23 protein-coding genes are annotated in these 19874 nt (G+C 70.6%); 14 read left to right on the top strand and 9 right to left on the bottom strand.

Going from position 1 to position 19874, the window contains the following annotated elements; translation table 11 throughout:
- Positions 1-175 precede the first annotated feature (175 nt).
- Positions 176-472 (top strand): WhiB family transcriptional regulator, encoded by a 297-nt coding sequence (locus ACIBX3_RS22585; RefSeq protein ID WP_020542548.1) that lies wholly within the window; start codon positions 176-178, stop codon positions 470-472.
- Between the two features lie 49 nt (positions 473-521).
- Here the strand turns inward: ACIBX3_RS22585 and ACIBX3_RS22580 are convergent, their stop codons facing one another.
- The gene (locus ACIBX3_RS22580) at positions 522-1649 is read right to left on the bottom strand and encodes an ArsA family ATPase (protein WP_397119906.1); all 1128 of its coding nucleotides are present in this window, start codon (positions 1647-1649) and stop codon (positions 522-524) included.
- Positions 1646-2647: an ArsA-related P-loop ATPase gene (locus ACIBX3_RS22575; protein WP_397119904.1), complete on the bottom strand. Its 1002-nt coding sequence runs from the start codon at positions 2645-2647 to the stop codon at positions 1646-1648. Before ACIBX3_RS22575 ends, ACIBX3_RS22580 begins: the two co-directional genes overlap by 4 nt.
- 77 nt (positions 2648-2724) lie before the next feature.
- Between ACIBX3_RS22575 and ACIBX3_RS22570 the strand changes: the two genes are divergently transcribed.
- Genes ACIBX3_RS22570 through ACIBX3_RS22555 form a run of 4 tightly spaced genes read left to right on the top strand, consistent with a single transcriptional unit; the run spans position 2725 to position 5042 of the window.
- The gene (locus tag ACIBX3_RS22570; RefSeq protein ID WP_185069889.1) at positions 2725-2880 is read left to right on the top strand and encodes a DUF4177 domain-containing protein; all 156 of its coding nucleotides are present in this window, start codon (positions 2725-2727) and stop codon (positions 2878-2880) included.
- The gene (locus tag ACIBX3_RS22565) at positions 2877-3335 is read left to right on the top strand and encodes a RidA family protein (protein ID WP_397119902.1); all 459 of its coding nucleotides are present in this window, start codon (positions 2877-2879) and stop codon (positions 3333-3335) included. The genes ACIBX3_RS22570 and ACIBX3_RS22565 overlap by 4 nt, the downstream gene beginning before the upstream one ends.
- Positions 3336-3391: 56 nt before the next feature.
- Positions 3392-4195, top strand: coding sequence for an NUDIX hydrolase (locus tag ACIBX3_RS22560; protein ID WP_397120255.1), 804 nt, complete (start codon positions 3392-3394; stop codon positions 4193-4195).
- A 55-nt stretch (positions 4196-4250) separates the two neighbouring features.
- On the top strand, positions 4251-5042 hold the full coding sequence (locus tag ACIBX3_RS22555; RefSeq protein ID WP_397119900.1) for an MBL fold metallo-hydrolase: 792 nt from the start codon (positions 4251-4253) through the stop codon (positions 5040-5042).
- Here the strand turns inward: ACIBX3_RS22555 and ACIBX3_RS22550 are convergent.
- Together ACIBX3_RS22550 and ACIBX3_RS22545 are read right to left on the bottom strand one after the other, a co-directional pair.
- Positions 5024-5704, bottom strand: a complete 681-nt coding sequence (locus tag ACIBX3_RS22550; RefSeq protein WP_397119898.1) for a Crp/Fnr family transcriptional regulator — start codon at positions 5702-5704, stop codon at positions 5024-5026. The genes ACIBX3_RS22555 and ACIBX3_RS22550 overlap by 19 nt on opposite strands.
- A 119-nt stretch (positions 5705-5823) precedes the next feature.
- Entirely contained in the window at positions 5824-6315 is a 492-nt protein-coding gene (locus tag ACIBX3_RS22545) for a hypothetical protein (RefSeq protein WP_397119896.1), read from the bottom strand.
- Positions 6316-6439: 124 nt separating this feature from the next.
- On the opposite strand from ACIBX3_RS22545, the gene nth reads away from it, so the two are divergent.
- Together nth and ACIBX3_RS22535 are read left to right on the top strand one after the other, a co-directional pair.
- A complete protein-coding gene (nth, locus tag ACIBX3_RS22540; RefSeq protein WP_397119894.1) occupies positions 6440-7162 on the top strand; it encodes an endonuclease III in 723 nt (240 codons plus the stop codon).
- Positions 7163-7302: 140 nt separating this feature from the next.
- Positions 7303-7944, top strand: coding sequence for an NUDIX hydrolase (locus ACIBX3_RS22535; RefSeq protein ID WP_397119892.1), 642 nt, complete (start codon positions 7303-7305; stop codon positions 7942-7944).
- Here the strand turns inward: ACIBX3_RS22535 and ACIBX3_RS22530 are convergent.
- Positions 7933-8496, bottom strand: coding sequence for a HEAT repeat domain-containing protein (locus ACIBX3_RS22530; RefSeq protein WP_397119890.1), 564 nt, complete (start codon positions 8494-8496; stop codon positions 7933-7935). The two genes, ACIBX3_RS22535 and ACIBX3_RS22530, sit on opposite strands and share 12 nt — an antisense overlap.
- Positions 8497-8527: 31 nt before the next feature.
- Here ACIBX3_RS22530 and ACIBX3_RS22525 point away from each other — a divergent pair, with 31 nt between their 5' ends.
- On the top strand, positions 8528-9715 hold the full coding sequence (locus ACIBX3_RS22525) for a MarP family serine protease (protein WP_397119888.1): 1188 nt from the start codon (positions 8528-8530) through the stop codon (positions 9713-9715).
- Between the two features lie 6 nt (positions 9716-9721).
- On the opposite strand, the gene ACIBX3_RS22520 is transcribed toward ACIBX3_RS22525, so the two are convergent.
- The 4 genes from ACIBX3_RS22520 to acs all read right to left on the bottom strand — a co-directional run bounded on the left by ACIBX3_RS22520 (position 9722) and on the right by acs (position 13762).
- Positions 9722-10165 carry a DUF309 domain-containing protein gene (locus ACIBX3_RS22520; protein ID WP_397119886.1) on the bottom strand — a complete coding sequence of 148 codons (444 nt, stop codon included), beginning with the start codon at positions 10163-10165 and terminating at the stop codon, positions 9722-9724.
- Positions 10162-11082, bottom strand: coding sequence for an alpha/beta fold hydrolase (locus ACIBX3_RS22515; RefSeq protein WP_397119884.1), 921 nt, complete (start codon positions 11080-11082; stop codon positions 10162-10164). The genes ACIBX3_RS22520 and ACIBX3_RS22515 overlap by 4 nt, the downstream gene beginning before the upstream one ends.
- Entirely contained in the window at positions 11072-11512 is a 441-nt protein-coding gene (locus ACIBX3_RS22510; protein ID WP_397119882.1) for a phage holin family protein, read from the bottom strand. The genes ACIBX3_RS22515 and ACIBX3_RS22510 overlap by 11 nt, the downstream gene beginning before the upstream one ends.
- Before the next feature lie 276 nt (positions 11513-11788).
- Positions 11789-13762 (bottom strand): acetate--CoA ligase, encoded by a 1974-nt coding sequence (gene acs / locus ACIBX3_RS22505; protein ID WP_397119880.1) that lies wholly within the window; start codon positions 13760-13762, stop codon positions 11789-11791.
- Positions 13763-14049: 287 nt separating this feature from the next.
- Between acs and ACIBX3_RS22500 the strand changes: the two genes are divergently transcribed.
- From ACIBX3_RS22500 to ACIBX3_RS22475, 6 genes are all read left to right on the top strand, one after another.
- Positions 14050-14829, top strand: a complete 780-nt coding sequence (locus ACIBX3_RS22500) for an oxidoreductase (protein ID WP_397119878.1) — start codon at positions 14050-14052, stop codon at positions 14827-14829.
- A 155-nt stretch (positions 14830-14984) separates the two neighbouring features.
- Positions 14985-15338 (top strand): hypothetical protein, encoded by a 354-nt coding sequence (locus ACIBX3_RS22495; RefSeq protein WP_397119876.1) that lies wholly within the window; start codon positions 14985-14987, stop codon positions 15336-15338.
- Positions 15339-15641: 303 nt separating this feature from the next.
- On the top strand, positions 15642-16685 hold the full coding sequence (gene ssd / locus ACIBX3_RS22490) for a septum site-determining protein Ssd (RefSeq protein ID WP_397119874.1): 1044 nt from the start codon (positions 15642-15644) through the stop codon (positions 16683-16685).
- Between the two features lie 40 nt (positions 16686-16725).
- Positions 16726-17940 carry a TadA family conjugal transfer-associated ATPase gene (locus tag ACIBX3_RS22485; RefSeq protein WP_397119872.1) on the top strand — a complete coding sequence of 405 codons (1215 nt, stop codon included), beginning with the start codon at positions 16726-16728 and terminating at the stop codon, positions 17938-17940.
- 71 nt (positions 17941-18011) lie between these two features.
- Complete coding sequence (locus tag ACIBX3_RS22480) at positions 18012-18722, top strand: type II secretion system F family protein (protein ID WP_397119870.1); 711 nt, start codon at positions 18012-18014, stop codon at positions 18720-18722.
- 56 nt (positions 18723-18778) lie between these two features.
- The gene (locus ACIBX3_RS22475; RefSeq protein ID WP_397119868.1) at positions 18779-19633 is read left to right on the top strand and encodes a type II secretion system F family protein; all 855 of its coding nucleotides are present in this window, start codon (positions 18779-18781) and stop codon (positions 19631-19633) included.
- Positions 19634-19874: the final 241 nt, after the last annotated feature.

Here is a 19874-nt window from a genome sequence, read left to right as displayed (position 1 = left end):
GGGTAACTAGTCATTCCCGGTCAAGACTGCCGCGAGAATTTGGTCCTCTGGGGTCTGTCGGCCCGAACGGGTAGTTGCGTACGTTCTCCTCTGCGGCAACTGAATACGGAGGCTCGGCGCCCGCGCCCGTCGGCCCCAAATGACGACTGACCACCTAAGGGGAGTGGGGTCGAAAATGTGGATCACGGATTGGACCTCCCGTGCCGCCTGTAAGGGTGCGGATCCGGATGCCCTGTTCGTGCAGGGCGCCGCGCAGAACAGGGCGAAGCTCATCTGCCGGGGTTGCCCGGTCCGTACTGAATGCCTCGCCGATGCGCTGGACAATCGCATCGAGTTCGGGGTGTGGGGCGGTATGACCGAACGGGAACGTCGCGCGCTGCTTCGACGGCGCCCTGACGTGGACTCGTGGCGAGAGCTGCTCGAGTCGGCGAAGGAAGAGTACGAACGGACTAATGAGCTGATCGCGGGCTGATCCAGGCCTGGCGAGCCGAGTACGGCCGGCACGTCCGTCGGCCGTACTTCTATGAGCTCGCCAGCAGCTCCCCGATCTGCCGCAACCCGGCCAGATCGTGAACGTCCTCGGACATGGCGCGGACCTGCGCCACGGGCACCGTGGGGTGGGCCGAGACGAAGTGTTCCCGCTCGCGATTCTCGCGGGCGGTGAGTTGCATCCTGCCGGCGTGCAGCCGCAGCACGGCGGCGGTCAGCTCATGTTCGCCCTTGGACTCCAGGTCCTCGGCCGCGGCGGCGCTACGAGCCGCTGAGAGCGCGACGGCGGGGGACATGTGCACGCGATTGACCACCAGGCCGGCGAGTGGCATGCGTTCTTCGGCGAGCCGCTCGACGAAGTACGAGGCCTCGCGCATCGCGTCGCGCTCGGGCGCGGCCACCACGACGAAGGCCGTGCCGGGGGCCTGCAGCAGCCGGTACGTCATCTCGGCCCGCTGCCGGAACCCGCCGAACACGGCGTCGAGCGCGGACACGAACGTCTGCAGATCCTTGATCACCTGTGCGCCGAGCAGCTTGGTCATGGCCCCGGCCATGAGCCCGAACCCGGCGTTGAGCAGCCGGAACGCGCTGCGCCCTCCAGCCTTGGCCGGAGCGGTCAGCAGCCGGATGAACCGGCCGTCCAGGAAGCGCCCGAGCCGCTCGGGAGCGTCGAGGAAGTCCAGGGCGGACCGCGACGGCGGCGTGTCCACGATGATCAGGTCCCACTCGTCGGAGCGGCGGAGCTGGCCCAGCTTCTCCATGGCCATGTATTCCTGCGTGCCGGAGAAGCTGGAGGAGAGGGACTGGTAGAAGGGGTTCGACAGGATCTGCCGGGCCCGCTCGGGGTCGGCGTGCGCCTCGATGATCTCGTCGAACGTGCGCTTCATGTCGAGCATCATGGCGAACAACTGCCCGCCGTCCGGACCGTCCTGGACGAGGCGCGGGGTGTTGTCCAGCTCGCTGAGCCCCATTGACTGGGCCAGTCGCCGCGCGGGGTCCACGGTCAGCACGACCGCGCACCTGCCGCGCTCGGCCGCGCGCAGCCCGAGCGCCGCGGCGGTCGTGGTCTTGCCCACGCCGCCGGCGCCGCAGCAGACGATGATCCGGGTGTGGGGGTCGTCGAGTATCGCGTCGACGTCCAGCCTGGTGGGCTTCTTCACGCTGCTCCCTGGGTGCGGATGCTCTCTGCCAGCTCGTACAGTCCGGCCAGGTCAACGCCGTCGGCCAGCAGCGGCAGCTCGTAGCTGGGCAGCCCGGCCTCGGCCAGCGACCCGCGCTCGGCCCGCTCCAGCTCCGTGCGGCGCGCGTGCTCGGTCACCTCGCCGGCGAGCGCCTCGGCCAGCGCCGTGGCCTCCGCGCCGTCGGCGACCCCGGCCGCCTTGAGCCCGAGGACGAGCTCTCCGGCGTCGAATCGGCCCTTGACAGCCGTGTCAAGAGCGGCTTGGGGGAGCAGCGATTCGCGGACCATGTTGACGAAAACGCCCCCTGTCGGAAGCCCTACCGAGCGCAGCTCCGCGATGCCGTCGAGCGTCTCCTGGACCGGCATCTCCTCCAGCAGCGTCACGAAGTGCACCGCCGTCTCAGGAGATTTCACGACACCGCTGACCAGCTCGGAGTGGTTCTTGATCGGCCCCACCTTGGCCAGCCCGGCGACCTCCTGGGTCACGTTCAGGAAGCGCGTGATGCGCCCGGTGGGCGGCGCGTCCAGAACCACCGCGTCGTAGACGCGGCGGCCGTTCTTGGCCCGCCTGCGCACCGCCTCGGTGGTCTTGCCGGTGACCAGCACGTCGCGGAAGCCGGGGGCCACGGTGGTGGCGAAGTCGACGATGCCCATCTTGGTCAGGGCCCGGCCGGCGCGGCGCATCCCGTAGAACATCTCCATGTACTCGAGCATGGCCTCTTCGGGGTCGATCGCCAGGGCGTACACGTCACCGCCTGACGGCGCCACGGCGATCCTGCGCTCCTCGTACGGCAGCGGCGGCAGATCGAAGATCTGCGCGATGCCCTGCCTGCCCTCCACCTCGACCAGTAACACCTTGCGGCCGCCCGAGGCCAGGGCAAGAGCGAGCGCGGCGGCCACGGTCGTCTTGCCGGTGCCGCCCTTTCCGGTGACGACGTGCAGTCGCACGCCGGCCCAATCGGTGTCCGGAGAATCCACTATTCGAGGCTACCGAACGGTCACTTGACGCAAGCCGGTGCCCACCGTTTGAGATTGCTCACACTAATGTTGCCCCCATGAAGAAATGGGAGTACCTCACCGCCCCCTTGCTCATCCACAACACCAAGATGATCCTTGACAACTTCGGCTCCGACGGCTGGGAGCTGGTCCAGATCGTTCAGGGCGCCACCCCCGAGCAGCTGGTCGCCTACTTCAAGCGGGAGAAGCAGTGACCCCCGAGGAGCGGCTGGCGGAGCTCGGCCTGACGCTGCCCGAGGTGCCGAAGCCGGTGGCGGCGTACGTGCCCGCCGTGCGTACGGGCAACCTCGTCTACACCTCCGGCCAGGTGCCGCTGGTCGAGGGCAAGCTGGCGGGGACCGGCAAGCTGGGCGCCGACCTGACCACCGAGGAGGGCGCCGGGCTGGCCCGCATCTGCGCGCTCAACGCCCTGGCCGCGCTCAAGTCCGAGGTCGGCGACCTGCTGCGGGTCGTGCGGATCGTGAAGGTCGTCGTGTTCGTGGCCAGCGACCCGGCGTTCACCGATCAGCCGAAGGTCGGCAACGGCGCCAGCGAGCTGCTCGCCGAGGTGCTGGGCGAGGCGGGCAAGCACGCGCGCAGCGCGGTGGGCGTGGCCTCGCTGCCGCTCGACGCGCCCGTGGAGGTGGAGCTGATCGCCGAGGTCGCCTGAGCGGGGATATGTCACCATGACCGAGTGATGTTCTAGAAGGAGGTCATGTGACCGGATTGCCGCTTCCAGCCGAGCTCGCCGCGCGGGCCAGGGACGTTCTCGCCGGACGGGTCGAGCCGGTGGCCCCGCGGGACGCCGCCACGGTGGTGATCCTGCGGGACGGAGCTCGAGGGCCCGAGGTCTACCTGCTGCGGCGGAAGTCCACCATGGCCTTCGCGGCGGGCGCGTACGTCTTCCCCGGCGGGTCGGTGGACGCCCGTGACACCGACCAGGCCGTGGCCTGGGCCGGGCCGTCCCCCGCGGAGTGGGGCACGGCGTTCAAGGCGAGCGAGCGGCTCGCGCGCGGCCTGGTGTGCGCGGCCGTACGCGAGACGTTCGAGGAGACCGGCGTGCTGCTGGCCGGACCGGGACCCGGCTCCGTGGTGGCGGACACGACGGGCGACGACTGGGAGGCCGACCGGCTGGCGCTGATCGACCGGAGCCTGGCCTTCGCCGACTTCCTCGCCAGGCGCGGTCTGGTGCTCCGCTCCGACCTGCTCAAGCCCTGGGCGCACTGGATCACGCCGGAGATCGAGCCGCGGCGCTTCGACACGCGCTTCTTCGCCGCCGTGCTCCCGGACGGCCAGCGCACCAGAGACGTCGGCGGGGAGGCCGACCAGGTCGTGTGGACACCCCCCGCCGACGCCGTAGAGCTGGCGCACCAGGGGGAGATCTTCCTGATGCCGCCCACCTACAACACGCTGACCGAACTGTCGGCGCTCGGCTCCGTGACGGACATCCTCGCAGCTCACCGGGAAATCGAGACCGTCATGCCGAGGGCTGTGGAGATCGAGGGCGAGATGCGGTTGGTGATGACATGAGCGAGCGCGGCGAACACAGCCGGTCGGCGGTCATGGGGCCGGCGAAGGAGGCGGCATGAGCGGTCTGCACATTCCGATCGGCACGCCCGACGGATCCCGTACCGAGCACGCCGAGAACCTGCTCGCCCCCAACCCCTCGATCATGACGCTCGACGGCACCAACACGTGGGTGATCGGCGCGGGCGAGGAGGTGGTCGTCGTCGACCCGGGGCCGGACGACGACCGTCACCTGTGCCGCGTACGCGACCACCTCGCCGATCGCCGCGTCACCCAGATCCTGCTGACTCACGGCCACATCGACCACAGCGGCGGCGCGAAGGGCTTCGCCGCGATGGTGAACGCCCCCGTACGCGCCCTGGACCCGCGCCACAGGCTCGGCGACGAGGGCTTGGAGGACGGTGACGTGGTGCGGGTGGCCGGCCTGGAGATCCACGTGTACGGCACGCCCGGCCACTCCTTCGACTCGCTGTGCTTCTGGCTGCCGCAGGACCACGCCATGCTGACCGGCGACACGGTGCTCGGCAGGGGCACCACGATCGTCGCCGGCGACGGCGGCCTGGCCGACTACCTCCGCAGCCTCGACCGGCTCAGGGCGGCGGCGGAGAGCCTGGAGGCGCGGGCGCTGCTCCCGGGGCACGGCCCGGTGCTGCCCGACCCGATCGGCGCGCTGGACGGCTACATCGCGCACCGGCGTCAGCGGCTGGACCAGATCAGGGCGGCGCAGGCGCAGGGCGCGCGCACGCCGCGCGAGATCGTCCGCATCGTGTACGCGGACGTCGACAAGTCACTCTGGGCGGCCGCCGAGATCTCGGTGAAAGCCCAGCTGGACTATCTGGAGCGGTTGTAGAGCCGGTCCATGTCGAGGATGACCACGGCCTTGGCCTCGATCCGCAGCCAGCCGCGCTGAGCGAAGTCGGCCAGCGCCTTGTTGACCGTCTCACGCGAGGCGCCGACGAGCTGGGCCAGCTCCTCCTGGGTGAGGTCGTGGTGCACCCGCAGGCCGTCCTCGGTCTTGGTGCCGAACCGCTCGGCCAGGTCGAGCAACTGTTTGGCCACGCGTCCCGGCACGTCGGTGAAGACCAGGTCGGCCAGCACGTCGTTGGTGCGGCGCAGGCGCTGCGCGAGCGCGCGCAGCAGGTGCAGAGCCACCTCGGGACGGCCGGTCAGCCAGGGGCGCAGGTCGTCGTGGCCGAGCCCGGCCAGGCGGACCTCGGTCAGCGCCGTCGCCGTGGCCGTGCGCGGCCTCGGATCGAACAGCGACAACTCGCCGAACATCTCGCTCGGACCCAGCACGCTCAGCAGGTTTTCCCTGCCGTCCGGCGAGGTGCGGGAGAGTTTGATCTTGCCCTCCAGCACGACGTAGAGCCGGTCGCCGGTCTCGTTCTCGTGGAAGAGCGTCTGCCCCTTGGAGAGCTGGACCTCAGTGATACTCGTACGCAGCGCGGCTGCGCTCTCGCGGTCCAGCGCGGCGAACAGGGGGGCCTTGCCCAGCACATCGTCGGTGTTCACTCTGCCTCCTCTGCTGCCATTGTGACTCACCCCACTCAAGGCGGCACACACAGGTTATGGGAATGGCCGAGTGGTTTGGGCAGACGTACCCCTTTTATCGGCAGTTCAGGCGTCCAGAGCTAATGTGCCTGGCAGGACAGCAGGTCGTCGACCGAGGCGACGGCGGCCGCCACGGACTGGCCGAGCAGGGCACGCAGCACTTGAACGGCCGTGGGACGGGCCGCGGCGTCCGGGTGGCGGCACTGCTCGACGGCCGCTCGCAGTACGGGAGTCAGGACGGCGGGATCCCCGCGCCGCGATCCGGTCGCCGCGAACACCACCAGATCAGCCCAATCCCGCATGTCCTCCGCCATGGCCCGGTCGTCCTGCACCGTCGCCGCGCCCTCCCAGCCGATGAGCACCTGGCCGCGGGTGCCGAGCGCCACGGTCCGCGGCCCGAGCCGAAGCCCCGCCGTGCCGCGCGTGTGCAGCCGGGTCATGGGCGCCACGCAGGCCCAGGCCAGGCGATGCAGCGCCGCTCCGCTCAGGGGTCCGTTCCGCCGGACGAAGTCGGCGAGCGCCGCTCCCCTGGCCTGGTCGTCCCGAGTTCGCCGGGTACGTGGCATGTGCATGTTTTCCTCCTGCGTGGTCGCCCGCTTGTACGCGCTCGGCCCGGCCGGAGGTTCAACGGGTTTCCAGGACGGTATGGACGCAGGACAGGGCCCGGGCACGCACAAGGCGTTCTACTCTTGCGGCATGGCGACGAACGCGGCGGGGCGCAAGCCGGAGACCCAGCTGGGGCTGGTGCGGCGGGCGCGCAAGATGAATCGCGTCCTCGCGGAGACCTACCCGGACGCCCACTGCGAGCTGGACTTCACCAACCCGCTCGAGCTGCTGGTCGCGACCATCCTCTCCGCGCAGTGCACGGATAAGCGGGTCAACATGGTTACCCCCATACTCTTCGCGAAATATCCGACGGTCGAGGACTACGCCGCTGCCGACCGGCCCGAGATGGAGGAGATCATCCGCTCGACGGGGTTCTTCCGCGCGAAGACCAACAGCATCATCGGCATGGCCCAGGCGGTGTGCGAGCGTCACGGCGGCGAGGTGCCGGGCAAGCTGAACGACCTCGTCAAGCTGCCCGGGGTGGGCCGCAAGACCGCCAACGTGGTGCTGGGCAACGCGTTCGGCGTGCCGGGGCTCACCGTCGACACCCACTTCCAGCGGCTGGTGCGCCGGTTCGGCTGGACCGAGGAGACCGACCCGGTCAAGATCGAGCACATCGTGGGCGCGCTGCTGCCCAAGCGCGAATGGACGATCTTCTCGCACCGGGTGATCTGGCACGGCCGCCGCATCTGCCACGCCCGGCGCCCGGCCTGCGGGGTCTGCCCGCTGGCCGCCCTCTGCCCGTCGTACGGCACCGGCCCCACCGCGACCGCCGAGGCCCAGAAGCTGGTCAGGCCCGGCCCCTTCTCCTGAACCCCGGGGAAGTGACGGACGCCCCGGCCCTGACACCTGCCCAGGGGGCCTCTCCGAAGTGAGGCGGTGTCCGGGTGTGCGGCGAGACACAAGACGACGCCCCGGGGAAGTGACAGGAGTCCCGCTGTGTTGGAGGATGCGTGACCCAAGTGCCCGACTGGCTCGACACACTGGCGGCGCAAGCGCAGCGGACCCGAGTCCCCCGATACATGCGTCCACCCGACGGGCGCGGACGGGCCGCGGCGGTGCTGATGCTGTTCGGCGAGGGGCCGCACGGCCCCGACGTCCTGCTGATCCAGCGCAGCACCCGAGGCCGCAGGCACGCGGGCCAGCCCGCATTCCCCGGCGGCGGCGTGGACCCCGAAGACGGCGGCCCGGTCGCGGCGGCGCTGCGCGAGGCCGAGGAGGAGACCGGGCTCGACCCGTGCGGGGTGCACGTGCTCTGCATGCTGCCCGAGCTCTACCTCAGCCACAGCGACAACCGCGTCACACCGGTGGTCGCCTGGTGGCGCGAGCCGTCGGCCGTGCACGCGGCCTCGCCGGACGAGGTCGCGTCGGTGGAGCGGGTGCCGATCGCCGAGCTGGTCGATCCCGGCAACCGGATCATGCTGCGGCACCCCAGCGGCATGGCGGGACCGGCGTTCCGGGTGCGGGGGATGCTGGTGTGGGGGTTCACGGCGATGGTGCTCGACTCGGTGCTGCGCGAAGGCGGGCTCGACCAGCCGTGGGATCCCTCGCAGGTGGAGGACCTGCCGCCCGAGGTGCTCAACCTAGCGCGCTGACCGCAGCGCCACGCCCAGCGAGGCCCAGCCGGCCACGTCGGCGTCGCTGTCGTCGGCCAGCATGCGCAACGCGTCCAGGCCCGTCGGGTCCGGCGGGTCGCCGAGCACGTGGTGCAGCGCGTACGCGGCGCCGTACCTGACTCTGGCGTCGTCGTGGCCGGCCAGCTCGATCACCGACGGCAGCGACCGAGGGTCGCCCAGGTGGCCGAAGGCGATCAGCACCGAGTAGAGCACCATGGCGTCGTCCTCGCTGGCGGCCAGGTAGCGCAGCACCGGCAGCGTACGGTCCACGAACGGCCGCAGCATCCCCATGATGTCCACCCCGAGCAGTCGCTCGGCCACGGTGTCGGCGGCGCACAGCCGGCGCGCCTCGATGAAGGACTCCAGGTCGCCGCGCTGGCGCAGCACGGAGATCACGTGCCAGCGCAGCGGGCCGTCAGGATCGCGGTCGCGCAGAGCTGCCTCGATGAGATCGCGCACTGTTCCCTCGGCCGGCGGCATACCGCCCAAGGTAGCCAGCAGGGTGACGCCGTCCTGGCCGAAGACGTGCACACTTGACCCTATCGCTGGTTACCTTTGAAGCGTGCGCGGTGATCTGCTTGACCTCATCTTGATCGGGCTCATGGTGGCCTTCGGCATCTCGGGTTACCGCCAGGGGTTCATCATCGGGGCGATGAGCCTCGTGGGGTTCGCCGGGGGCGCCGTGCTCGGCATCTTCATCGCGCCACCCATCGCCAAGGCCGTCGTGGACGGCGACACACCGCAGGCGCTGCTCGCCATCGTGATCGTCTTCCTGTCCGCGACCATCGGGCAGTTCGCGTCCTCGACCATCGGCGCCGTCGTACGCAGCCACGTCACCTGGGAGCCCGCCAAGCTGGCCGACGCGGTCGGCGGCACGTTCGCCAGCGCGCTGTCCGTGCTGATCTTCGCCTGGCTGATCGGGTCGTTGATCGTCTCCACGACCTTCACCCCGCTCGTCGACCAGGTCAAGAACTCCGCGCTGCTCACCACGGTCGACGACGCGATTCCTCAGGCGGCCCGCAACTGGCAGCAGCCGTTCAAGAAGTTCATCGACCGCTCGGAGTTCCCGCCGGTCTTCGACGCCATCGGCGCGGGCACGATCGTCGACGTGCCGCCGCCGGACCAGAGCGTCCTGCAGGGCGACCTGGGCCGGGCCCGCCGCGCGATCGTCAAGGTGCAGGGCAACGCCGAGAGCTGCAACAAGCACATCGAGGGCACCGGCTTCGTCTACGCCCCCGGCCGGATCATGACCAACGCGCACGTGGTCGCGGGCGTCACCAGGGACCTGCAGGTCATCGACCACAACAACGTCCGGCACGCGGCCGCCGTCGTGCGCTACAACCCGCGCCGCGACATCGCCGTGCTGTACGTGCCGGGGCTCGACCTGCCACAGCTGACCTTCGACGGCGAGGGCAGCCGCGGCGACAACGCGATCATCGCCGGCTTCCCCAAGGGCAAGGGCTTCACCGCCGAGGCGGCCAGGATCGGCGGGCGGCTCAACGCCGAGGGCCCCGACATCTACCGGGACCGCACCGTCACCCGCAAGGTGTACGCGATCCGCGGCATCGTGCTCCCCGGCAACTCCGGCGGCCCGCTGCTCACGACGGACGGCCGCGTCTACGGTGTGATCTTCGCCGCGGCGATCAACGAGCAGGAGACCGGTTATGTGCTGACGGCCGAGGAGGTCGCCCCCGACGCCTCCGCCGGCCGCAACGACACCACGCCGGCCAGCACGCAGGAGTGCGACTGACCGCGTTCAGCGGGGGAGCTTGTCCAGGATCACGGCGATCGCCTGGTGCGGGTCGCTGTCGGAGTTCAGGTTCGATGCGGCCTTGCCGACGGCGTCGTACGCGCCGCCGTACGCCTGCGCCTTGGCCGCGCCGCGGCTGAAGAGCGTCACCGCGCCGCGCCCGTTGCCGCGTTGCAGGTGTGTCAGCCCCACGCAGATCTGCGCCAGCCCCTGCCACAGCTCGCGCTCCTCCTCGGGGGCGCATTTCCAGCGGCCCTCGAACACCTCGTGCGCGTTGAACGGCAGCCCCTCGCTCAGGAACCGGCGGCCGTCGGCGAGCGCCTGCTCGGTGGTTGGCGCGTAGTCGTCGGGAACCCTCGGCATGCCGGGCTCGCCGTGGGGGAGCGGCCTGCCGTACGCGTCACGCGGCCTGGCGCTGCGCGGCCGGCCCTCGGGGTCGCGGTCTCTCATCTGTCGGGCTCCGGGTCTGCCAGCCAGCCGAGCAGCTCGGTGTCGAACACGTCGGGGATCTCCTCGTGCGGGAAGTGGCCGGCTCCTTCGAACAGCCGCCACCGGTACGGGGCCGCCACGTAGCGGCTCGAACCCTGGGCCGTACGCGGCAGGACCCGAGGGTCGAGCGCGCCGTGCAGGTGCAACGTGGGAGCCTCGACCTCGGTACGCATGGCGCGGGCGTAGCGGCGGCCGTCGGGACGCAGCTGGGAGCGGCCGAACCAGCGGTGATACTCCAGCGCGCAGTGTGCCACGGCCGGGATCGCGAACGCCTCCCGGTAGACCCGCGCGTCCTCGGCCTCCGGCCAGCCCGGGCGTGACCACTCCTCGAGGTACCGGCCGACCAGCGCCGCCTCGCGCCGCCTGAGCCGGAACTCGGGCAGTAGCGGCACCTGGTATCCCAGCGCCCCGCCACTGGCCTTGAGCTGGCCGAACGGGTCGGTCAGCAGCGCGTTGCGCAGCCGCAGCGGATGCGGCGCGGACACGACGACCAGCCGGCGTACGCATTTGGGGTCGCGCACGGCCATCGTCCAGGCCAGCAGCCCGCCCCAGTCGTGCCCGACCACGATCGCCCCGGTCTCGCCCAGCGCGCGGATCAGCCCGGCCGCGTCGGCGGCCAGCGTGGGCAGGTCGTAGCCGCGCGGCGGCTTGTCGCTGCCTCCGTAGCCGCGAAGATCGGCCGCGACCGCCCGGTATCCCGCCTTCGGCAGCGACGCGAGCTGGTGCCGCCACGTCCACCAGAACTGCGGGAACCCGTGCAGCAGCAGGACCAGCGGCCCCTCACCGGCCTCGACGACGTGGAAGCGGGTGCCGCCCGCGTGTACCGCGCGATGCTTCCACGGCCCCTGGATCTGGACGGCGGACTCGTCAGCTGCCATCGCGGGTCACCGGCTCGCGTTCCGGACGTGGCGCGGGAAGCGGCGGCTCCTCCGGCGTGGCGATCTCCTTGAGCCCCTTGATCGACCTGGCGGTGCGCTTCATCCCGGCCAGGCCCTTGAGCCGGCGCGTCCCGATGAACACCAGCAGACCCGCGACCACCAGATAGAACAGCGTCACGGTGAGGAAGGACAGCCACATGGGCCACCACTCGGCCAGGACGAAGCCGATCGTGAACGAGGCGAGGATCAGGCACAGATGCGCCATGAACGCGGCCGCGGCGAACAGCCCCCCTGCCGTGCCCACCCGCTTGGCGTCGAACCTGAACTCGGCCTTGGCCAGCTCGATCTCCGAGCGGACCAGGGACGAGATGTGGGCGCTCGCCTGGGCGACCAGGGCGCCCAGGGATTCTTCCTCGGGAGTCTGCGGCATGAACGTCTCCTATCGAGGCCCGGTGGCCGTGTCAAACATCATCCAGCGCATTGCGACGGTTGCGTACCCGTGCGTGGAGCAACGCCGCCGCCAGGATCCCGGCCGGCAACGACACCGCGGCCGAACCCGCCGGGGAACTTCCCGAGTACGAGCCCCGCTTCCACTCCCAGAACTACCCGATCGGAGAAGATAGCGCCCAGGCCGGATCCGTCCGGCTTCACCCCCTGCGAAAGCGAGGCGCATGTCCCGCCGCGGGGACATGCGCCTCCTGACACGTCAGTCCTCGGACTTGGCCGAGGGCAGTTTCTCGGCGATCAGGTTCATCACCGTGCTGTCGGCCAGGGTGGTGACGTCGCCGATGCTGCGGTTCTCCGCCACGTCGCGCAACAGGCGACGCATGATCTTGCCGGAGCGGGTCTTGGGCAGCTCGGGCACGACCAGGATCTGGCGCGGCTTGGCGATCGGGCCGAGCGCCTTGGCCACGTGGTTGCGCAGCTCGACGCCGATGTCGTCGCCCTCCTCCGCGCTGCCGCGCAGGATCACGAACGACACGATGGCCTGGCCGGTCACCGGGTCGGTCGCGCCCACCACTGCCGCCTCCGCCACCTTCGGGTGGCTGACCAGCGCGCTCTCCACCTCGGTGGTGGAGATGTTGTGGCCGGAGACCAGCATGACGTCGTCCACGCGGCCGAGCAGCCACAGGTCGCCGTCCTCGTCCTTCTTGGCGCCGTCGCCGGGGAAGTACATCCCCTCGAAGCGGCTCCAGTAGGTGTCGATGTAGCGCTGGTCGTCGCCCCAGATCGTGCGGAGCATCGACGGCCACGGCTCCTTGACCACGAGGAAGCCGCCGCCCCCGTCGGGCACGCTGTTGCCCTGGTCGTCGACCACGTCCGCGGTGATGCCGGGGAGCGGGCGCATCGCGGCGCCCGGCTTGCCCGCGGTCACGCCGGGCAGCGGGCTGATCATGATGGCACCGGTCTCCGTCTGCCACCAGGTGTCGACGACCGGGCAGCGGTTGCCGCCGATGTGCTCGCGGTACCAGACGTACGCCTCCGGGTTGATCGGCTCACCGACGGAGCCCAGGATGCGCAGGCTGGACATGTCGTGCTTGGCGGGGATGTCGTCGCCCCACTTCATGAACGTCCGGATCGCCGTGGGGGCGGTGTAGAGGATCGTGATCTTGTACTTCTGCACGATCTCCCAGAACCGGCCGCGATGCGGCGTGTCCGGGGTGCCCTCGTAGATGACGCTGGTGGCGCCGTTGGCGAGGGGGCCGTACACGATGTAGGAGTGGCCGGTCACCCAGCCGATGTCGGCCGTGCACCAGTAGATGTCGGTCTCCGGCTTGAGGTCGAAGACCGCGTGGTGGGTCCAGGCCGTCTGGGTGAGGTAGCCGCCGGTCGTGTGCAGGATGCCCTTGGGCTTACCGGTGGTGCCGCTGGTGTAGAGGATGTACAGCGGGTCCTCGGCGTCGTGGGGCTCCGGCGTGTGCTGGTCGCTCTGCCGGTCCACGAGGTCGTGCCACCAGACGTCCTTGCCGTTCGCGGCGACGTCCTGACCGGTGCGCCGGACGACGAGGACGTGCTCGACCTGCGGGCACTCGGCGACGGCCTCGTCCACGATGGGCTTGAGCGCGCTCGGCTTGCCCCTGCGGTAGCCGCCGTCGGCCGTGATCACCAGCTTGGCGTCGGCGTCGTCGATGCGGCTCTTCAGCGCGCTCGCGGAGAACCCGCCGAACACCACCGAGTGCACGGCGCCGATGCGGGCGCAGGCCAGCATCGCGATCGGCAGCTCGGGGATCATCGGCATGTAGATCGCGACGCGGTCGCCCTTGCTGACACCCAGCTCCTGGAGGGCGTTGGCGGCCTTGCTGACCTCGGTCTTCAGATCGTTGTAGGTGAGGGCGCGGGTGTCGCCGTCCGGCTCGCCCTCCCAGTAATAGGCGACCTTGTCGCCGCGGCCCTCCTCGACGTGGCGGTCGACGCAGTTGTAGGCGACGTTGAGCTCGCCGCCGATGAACCACTTGGCGAAGGGGGCGTTCCACTCAAGGGTCCTGTCCCACCGTTTGGCCCAGGTCAGCCGCTCGGCCGCACGCTCCCAGAAGGAGAGACGGTCAGCGGCGGCCTCGTCATATGCGGCGGCGGTCACGTTCGCGGCCGTCGCCAGGTCAGCCGGAGGTGCGAACCGGCGGTTCTCCTGCAGCAGGTTGGACAGCGCCTGGGTTTCGGTGCCAGGGGTCTCCGGGGCCACCTCGTGCTCCTTCTATGGCCTGGTTGGATAGGTCGTGTCCCACTTCACCAGCTCACGGCCTTCACACACAAGAGGTCTAGACAGGTATGTACCGAGCCGGCGGAGATAGCGGTCTTCATATCAGGCCGCATAACAAATGCTGCGGAAACGTTGTCATCTTGAAATCGGGAGAATATGCGGCTGAGTCGGCTCGGGAATATGGGTCCCCTGGATGGCGGCTTCTTTGACGGTGGTCCGGATGGCCGACTTTCACGTGCGCGTCGCCTTCGCGGGTAAGGTCGGGTGCCGTGAGTGACCCATTGGCCGTCATCGCGCGGTTCCCCGGCGTACCGGATGCGGTGGAGGAGGCTCGTCAGGCCGTCGACAGGCTCTACCGCCATCGCGTGTTGCGCCGGGCGAGCCCCGCGGTGTCCACGGAGTCGTCCCTGCGCGGCGCCCGCGCTTCGGCCGCCATCGAGGGCGTCGACGTGCCGCTGGACGCCCTGCGCAGGGACGAGGTCCACGACCCGCTGGTCCAGGGAGCGCTGCGCGCCTCGGCGGAGATGGGCCGGCTGGGCTCCACCTGGCGCAAGGCGCCCAGGCAGGTGCTGGCCCGCCTGCACACAGTCGCGGCGGCCGGCCTCGCGCCGCAGGCCGCGCTGGGGCGTCCCCGTACTGAGGACGAGGCCCCGGACCCGCTGGACCTGGGTCCGGCGCCGGACGCCAAGGAGGCCGCGGTCCGCATGGACGGCCTGATGGACCTGCTCGAGCGTCCGACGAAGGCCCCCGCGATCGTGCTGGCCGCCGTGGTGCACGCGGAGCTGGCCGTGCTGCGGCCGTTCGGGACGGCCGACGGGGTGGTCGCGCGCTCGGCCGAGCGGTTGACCCTGGTCGAGTACGGGTTGGACCCGAAGTCGCTGGTGGCCGTGGAGGTGGGGCACCTCGAACTGCCGTACGGCGACGGGCTGCGGGCGTACCTGGGCGGGACGCCCGAGGGCGTCGCCCAGTGGGTACAACAATGTGCCGCTGCGGTAAGCCTCGGCGTACGCGAGACGACCGCCATCTGCGAGGCCATGCAAAGGGGCTGAGCGACCTGCCGACATAGCTGACGGCGCCTCAGTCAAGAGACGCCGTCCGCCGGCGCACCACGCCGGGTTACCAAGCGTGCACCTGTATTCGTCGGAGCGGGTCAAGCCCGCCACGACGCGCCTCCCGCGGCTGGTCGCGCGTGGGTGCCCGGCTGATGCGCCCGGACAAGAGGTCCGTATCACCTTTCTATGACGGATTCGCCCTGATGGGAACCCCTTGGAGCAAGACCTTTACCCGATCATGGAACGGCAGGCCGGGGGCTGTGGGCGGTGCGGGGAGTGCCGGCTCCGGCCGCCTCACCGCGACGATCACTCTGCGTGATCATCTTTATGTGATCGTTATCAGTCGGCGAAAAAAACTTGGCGAAAATGCGAGATTGCTGCTCGACGAAACTCGATCCGATCGGGCAGCATACGTTGGTATCGCCGGAAACTGCAGCGACCTTCCATGGGACAGGTTTGCAAGTCCCTTGCCAGGCTCCGGTGAAGTGATGAAAGCTTTCTTCTGAAACGGGACCGGCTCTACCCCCCCGGAGCCGGACCGATCAGGCGACCCCCGCTCTCCCCCCCGGCGGGGGTCGCCCCTTTTCCGCCCGGCGCTTGCATTCCGGCACACGCTCGGTTCCTGTGTGGGACCCACCCAGCGCCCGGCTCGCCGCCGGAGCGTCGGACAGCCGGACACGGACGGGCGACGTTATCCACAGGTGTTGACAACCCGGCGGCGTCTGTCCCCAGAACCCCGTTCGCCTCCACACCGCGACCACCATCACCGCGAACCTGGACCTCCCCATCGAACGAAACGGGAGGCCGCGATGCACCGTCCCCTGGTCATCACCGAGGACCACGCCCTGCTCGACGACCTGGTCCGCATAGCCGCCGCGGCCGGCGCGCAGCTCGACGTGGCCCATGTCCCGGCCCACGCCCGCCCCTACTGGAACCTCGCCCCGCTCGTAGCCGTGGGCGCCGACCAGGCGGAGGCCGTGGCCGCGACCTCACCACCCGCCCGCGACCAGGTCGTCCTCGTCACGCGGGAGCCGGAGGACCCGGACACCTGGCGAAAATGCGTGGCGGTGGGAGCCCAAGCCGTCGTGGGCCTCCCCGGCGACGAACGCCACCTGGTGGAGCGGTTCGCGGACGCCATGGAGCCGGAGCCTCGCTCGGGCGCGGTGGTCGGCGTGATCGGCGGGAGCGGGGGAGTGGGCGCGAGCGTGCTCTCGGCCTGCCTGGCCCTGCACGCCTCCGGCAGCGGCCGGCTCCGCACGCTGCTCGTGGACGCCGATCCGCTGGGCGGCGGCATCGACGCGCTGCTGGGCCACGAGGAGGCGCCGGGCGCACGGTGGGGAGACCTGGTGGCCAGGGAGGGCCGGATCGGCTGCGGCGCCCTGCAGGCGGCATTGCCGTCGTTCGGCGACCTCGCGGTCCTGTCCTTCCACCGGGGCGAGGTGGCGGAGATTCCCGCCCAGGCCATGCGATCGGTGCTGGAGGCCGGGCGGCGGGGCTTCGACCTGGTCGTCGTGGACCTCCCGCGCCACCTCGACCCCGCCGCCGTCGAGGCGCTCACGAGAGCGAAGGCCGCCCTGCTGGTGGCGGCGGCCGACGTGCGCGGGATCCTCTCCGCCGTCCAAGTCCTGGGTGAGGCCCGCAAGCACACCTCGGACCTCCGCGCCCTCCTCCGGCCGGGCGTCGTGGACGACGACACGGCGACCGCCGCACTGGGCATACCGTGCGCCGGCACCCTCCCCGACCAGCCACGGCTCACCGCCACACTCAACCGTGGCGAGCTGCCGAAACTGGGCCCGCGTACGGTGCTGGGCGGCCTGTGCGCATCCCTTCTACGCGACGTCCTACCGCCGTGACCAGGCTCCTGCCCCACCCGAAAGGAGGTGAGCAACCCCTATGACCCCGGCAACCACCCCTCCGGCGCGCTCTTCGGATCCGGCGGCCGCCGTGTCCCCCGAACTGGTGGAGGCCGTCCGCGTACGCCTGGCGCGCACCGGCGCCGAACCCAGCGCCGCCCAGGTGGCCGTCGCACTCAGAGCCGAGAAGGCCGTGTACGGCGACGCGGAGATCCTCGCCGTCGCCCGGGCCCTGTGCGCGGACCTGATCGGCGCGGGGCCCCTCGAGCCGCTGCTGGCCCGGCCCGACGTGACGGACGTCCTGGTCAACGGCCCACGCGAGGTGTGGATCGACGACGGCAGCGGCCTGCGCCGCACCTCGGTGACCTTCGCCGACGACGCGGCCGTCCGCAGGCTGGCCCAGCGCCTGGCGGCCGCCGCGGGCAGACGCCTGGACGACGCCTCTCCGTACGTCGACGCCAGGCTCGCGGGAGGCGTGCGCCTGCACGCCGTGCTCTCGCCCGTCGCGCCCGGTGGCACCTGCGTGTCGCTCCGCCTGCCGCCGCGCCGCACGTTCACGCTGGACGACCTCGTGTCAGCGGGCACGATCACCCCGTCCGCCATCCCGATCCTGACCGCCATGGTGGCCGCCAGGCTGGCCTTCCTGGTGACCGGCGGCACCGGCACCGGCAAGACCACGCTTCTGTCCGCCCTGCTCTCCCTGGCCGACCCGGGCGAACGCCTCCTCCTGGTAGAGGACTCGGCCGAGCTCCGCCCTCTCCACCCGCACGTCGTGCGCCTGGAGACCCGCCCGGCGAACTTGGAGGGCGCGGGCGGCGTGGGGCTGCGCGACCTGGTACGGCAGGCACTGCGCATGCGCCCGGACCGTCTTGTGGTCGGGGAGGTGCGCGGCGCCGAGGTGGTGGATTTGCTGGCCGCACTCAACACCGGTCATGAGGGCGGCTGCGGCACGCTGCACGCGAACACCGCGGCCGACGTACCACCTCGCTTGGAGGCTCTGGGCTGCGCGGCCGGTTTGAGCAGGGAGGCCGTACACAGCCAGTTGTCCGCCGCCCTGGACGCCGTCATCCACCTGACCCGCGACCGCCCGCACGGCCGCCGGCGCATTGCCGAAATCTGCCTGCTGACCAGGGCCTCGACAGGCTTCGTCGAGTCGATCCCCGCCTTGACCTTCGACACGACCGGCAACCACAGAACCGGCCCCGGCTACGACGCCTTCGTACAAGCCGTACAGCAGAACTCCCGCACCCCCTAGGAGACGAACAACCACGCCCGTCGGCCCGGCCCGGCGACGTTGACGACGACAACAACGGAGGCAAGGCACCCATGGTCACCGCCGCCCTGCTCGCCGCGCTGTCCACAGCCTGCGCCGTGTGGCTGTGGACAGCCCCCACTACTGCCACGACCCGCCTGGCCAAACTGAGCTCAAGCCGTCAGAAGCCCCAGTGGCGCTCCCTGCGCAAGCTCCTCACCCGTCCATCCCCCGCCCGCCGAGCCGAAGCCTGGCGACTGGCGTCAATCGAGCTCTGCCAGGCCCTGTCGGCAGAGCTCTCCGCAGGCCGCACTCCCGGAGAGGCGCTGACCAGGGCCATAAGGGCAGTGGACTTCCCCGACCCCGAGGCCCTGCGCCCGGTCCTGGCCGCGGCGAGAGACGGTGGCGACGTGTCCACCGCGCTGGCCGTCTCGGCCCCACCACAAGGAGGCGAGGGTCTACGGCATCTCGCAGCGTGCTGGGCCGTGAGCGTCACCGTGGGCGCGGGCCTGGCCGCCTTGGTCGAACGCGTGGCCGGCACGTTACGCACGTCCCAGGCCCACCGCCAGGACGTGGCAGCCCAACTGGCGGGACCACGGACGACGGCCAGGATGCTCGCCGTACTCCCCGCCCTCGGCCTCCTGATGGCCGCCGCCCTGAACATGCACCCGCTGGACTTCTTGTTCGGCAGTGTTCCGGGCCTCGCCTGCCTGGTCACGGGAGCGGCCCTCGATGCCTGCGGCCTGTGGTGGACCCACCGAATGGCCACCCGGGCCCAGGGCTGACCTCCCTCCACGGGACGGACCCACTACCCGACTCCACCGACCTGATCGGATAGCCGATGTTCCTCCTGCTGTCGGCCATCTGCGCCGGCATGGCGACGTGGCTGTGGCTCTCACCAGGAACACCGCAGGAACGTCTGACCCGGCTCCGCCCTCCTCGAGAGGACCATCGCGGCCATCCTCATCCTGCGCCGGGCCCTTCGCCCTTCCAGAACCTCCACGACCGCCCCGATGCGGCCGCGCCAAGCCCGGACGTCGATCACGAAGACTCCCACCCCACCTGGCTGGACTCCACCAATGACCAGGGACGCCCGATCGCCCGCAAAACGGTCGTCACTGCCATATGCGCAGGGCTGGCGACCGCCGCACTGATCGGCGGCATCGCCGGAATCCTGGCCGGTCTCCTCGTCGTCCCCGCCGCAGCGATCTACCTCCACAGAAAGGAACCCACGGGGACTCGGCACGAGCGCGAACAGATCACCACCGACCTGCCATTCGCCGCCGACCTGATGACCGCCTGCCTGCTCGCCGGACGTCCGGTCAGCGCCGCCACCGAGATCGCCGCAAACGCGATCGGCGGTCCACTCGGCCGGCGACTGACCTGGGTGAGCACCCAACTACGCCTGGGCGCCGACCCGGAGCCCACCTGGGCCCTCCTCGCCAAGGACCCTGCCTTGGGCCGGCTCTCCCGAGCCATGACCCGAGCAGCTCAGAGCGGCGCCCCCGTAGCGGACGTCCTGACCCGCCTCGCCGACGACGCCCGCGAGGCCACCAGAGCCGCCGCCGTCGCCTCGGCCAGGCGCGTCGGTGTGAAGGCGGTGGCGCCCTTGGGCCTGTGCTTCCTGCCGGCGTTCGTCCTCCTCGGCATCATCCCGGTGATCGCCGGCCTCGCCTCCACAATCGTCATCCCGTGACATCCACCTACTTGATTGGTTATCCACAGAACGCCGCTCGGCCCATCGCGCCTCGCCCGATCTCGGCGAACCTGAGACCCCCGCCGGGCAAGACCCGGCTCCGCCGAGCACCTGGAGGCACGATGCATGGCCCCGTCACCACGCCAGACAACATCAACGCCATCCCAGAAGCCGCCATCGCCATGACACCTAACAACGCAGTCCGCAAGGTGAATCCCAGCGACCCGCACGCCACAACATC

Source organism: Nonomuraea sp. NPDC049480 (assembly GCF_044465905.1).
In the GTDB taxonomy this organism is placed as follows: Bacteria; Actinomycetota; Actinomycetes; order Streptosporangiales; family Streptosporangiaceae; genus Nonomuraea.
This window is presented reverse-complemented; position numbering and strand designations above follow the sequence as displayed.

Excerpts from the sequence above, each read along its gene's own strand:
- ACIBX3_RS22495 (WP_397119876.1), top strand. The coding sequence starts at position 14,985 with ATGCGCCCGGACAAGAGGTCCGTATCACCTTTCTATGACGGATTCGCC.
- ACIBX3_RS22520 (WP_397119886.1), bottom strand. The coding sequence starts at position 10,165 with ATGAGAGACCGCGACCCCGAGGGCCGGCCGCGCAGCGCCAGGCCGCGT.
- nth (WP_397119894.1), top strand. The coding sequence starts at position 6,440 with ATGGCGACGAACGCGGCGGGGCGCAAGCCGGAGACCCAGCTGGGGCTG.
- ACIBX3_RS22475 (WP_397119868.1), top strand. The coding sequence starts at position 18,779 with ATGTTCCTCCTGCTGTCGGCCATCTGCGCCGGCATGGCGACGTGGCTG.
- ACIBX3_RS22510 (WP_397119882.1), bottom strand. The coding sequence starts at position 11,512 with ATGCCGCAGACTCCCGAGGAAGAATCCCTGGGCGCCCTGGTCGCCCAG.
- ACIBX3_RS22515 (WP_397119884.1), bottom strand. The coding sequence starts at position 11,082 with ATGGCAGCTGACGAGTCCGCCGTCCAGATCCAGGGGCCGTGGAAGCAT.
- ACIBX3_RS22555 (WP_397119900.1), top strand. The coding sequence starts at position 4,251 with ATGAGCGGTCTGCACATTCCGATCGGCACGCCCGACGGATCCCGTACC.
- ACIBX3_RS22585 (WP_020542548.1), top strand. The coding sequence starts at position 176 with ATGTGGATCACGGATTGGACCTCCCGTGCCGCCTGTAAGGGTGCGGAT.
- ssd (WP_397119874.1), top strand. The coding sequence starts at position 15,642 with ATGCACCGTCCCCTGGTCATCACCGAGGACCACGCCCTGCTCGACGAC.
- ACIBX3_RS22480 (WP_397119870.1), top strand. The coding sequence starts at position 18,012 with ATGGTCACCGCCGCCCTGCTCGCCGCGCTGTCCACAGCCTGCGCCGTG.
- ACIBX3_RS22545 (WP_397119896.1), bottom strand. The coding sequence starts at position 6,315 with ATGCACATGCCACGTACCCGGCGAACTCGGGACGACCAGGCCAGGGGA.
- ACIBX3_RS22485 (WP_397119872.1), top strand. The coding sequence starts at position 16,726 with ATGACCCCGGCAACCACCCCTCCGGCGCGCTCTTCGGATCCGGCGGCC.
- ACIBX3_RS22570 (WP_185069889.1), top strand. The coding sequence starts at position 2,725 with ATGAAGAAATGGGAGTACCTCACCGCCCCCTTGCTCATCCACAACACC.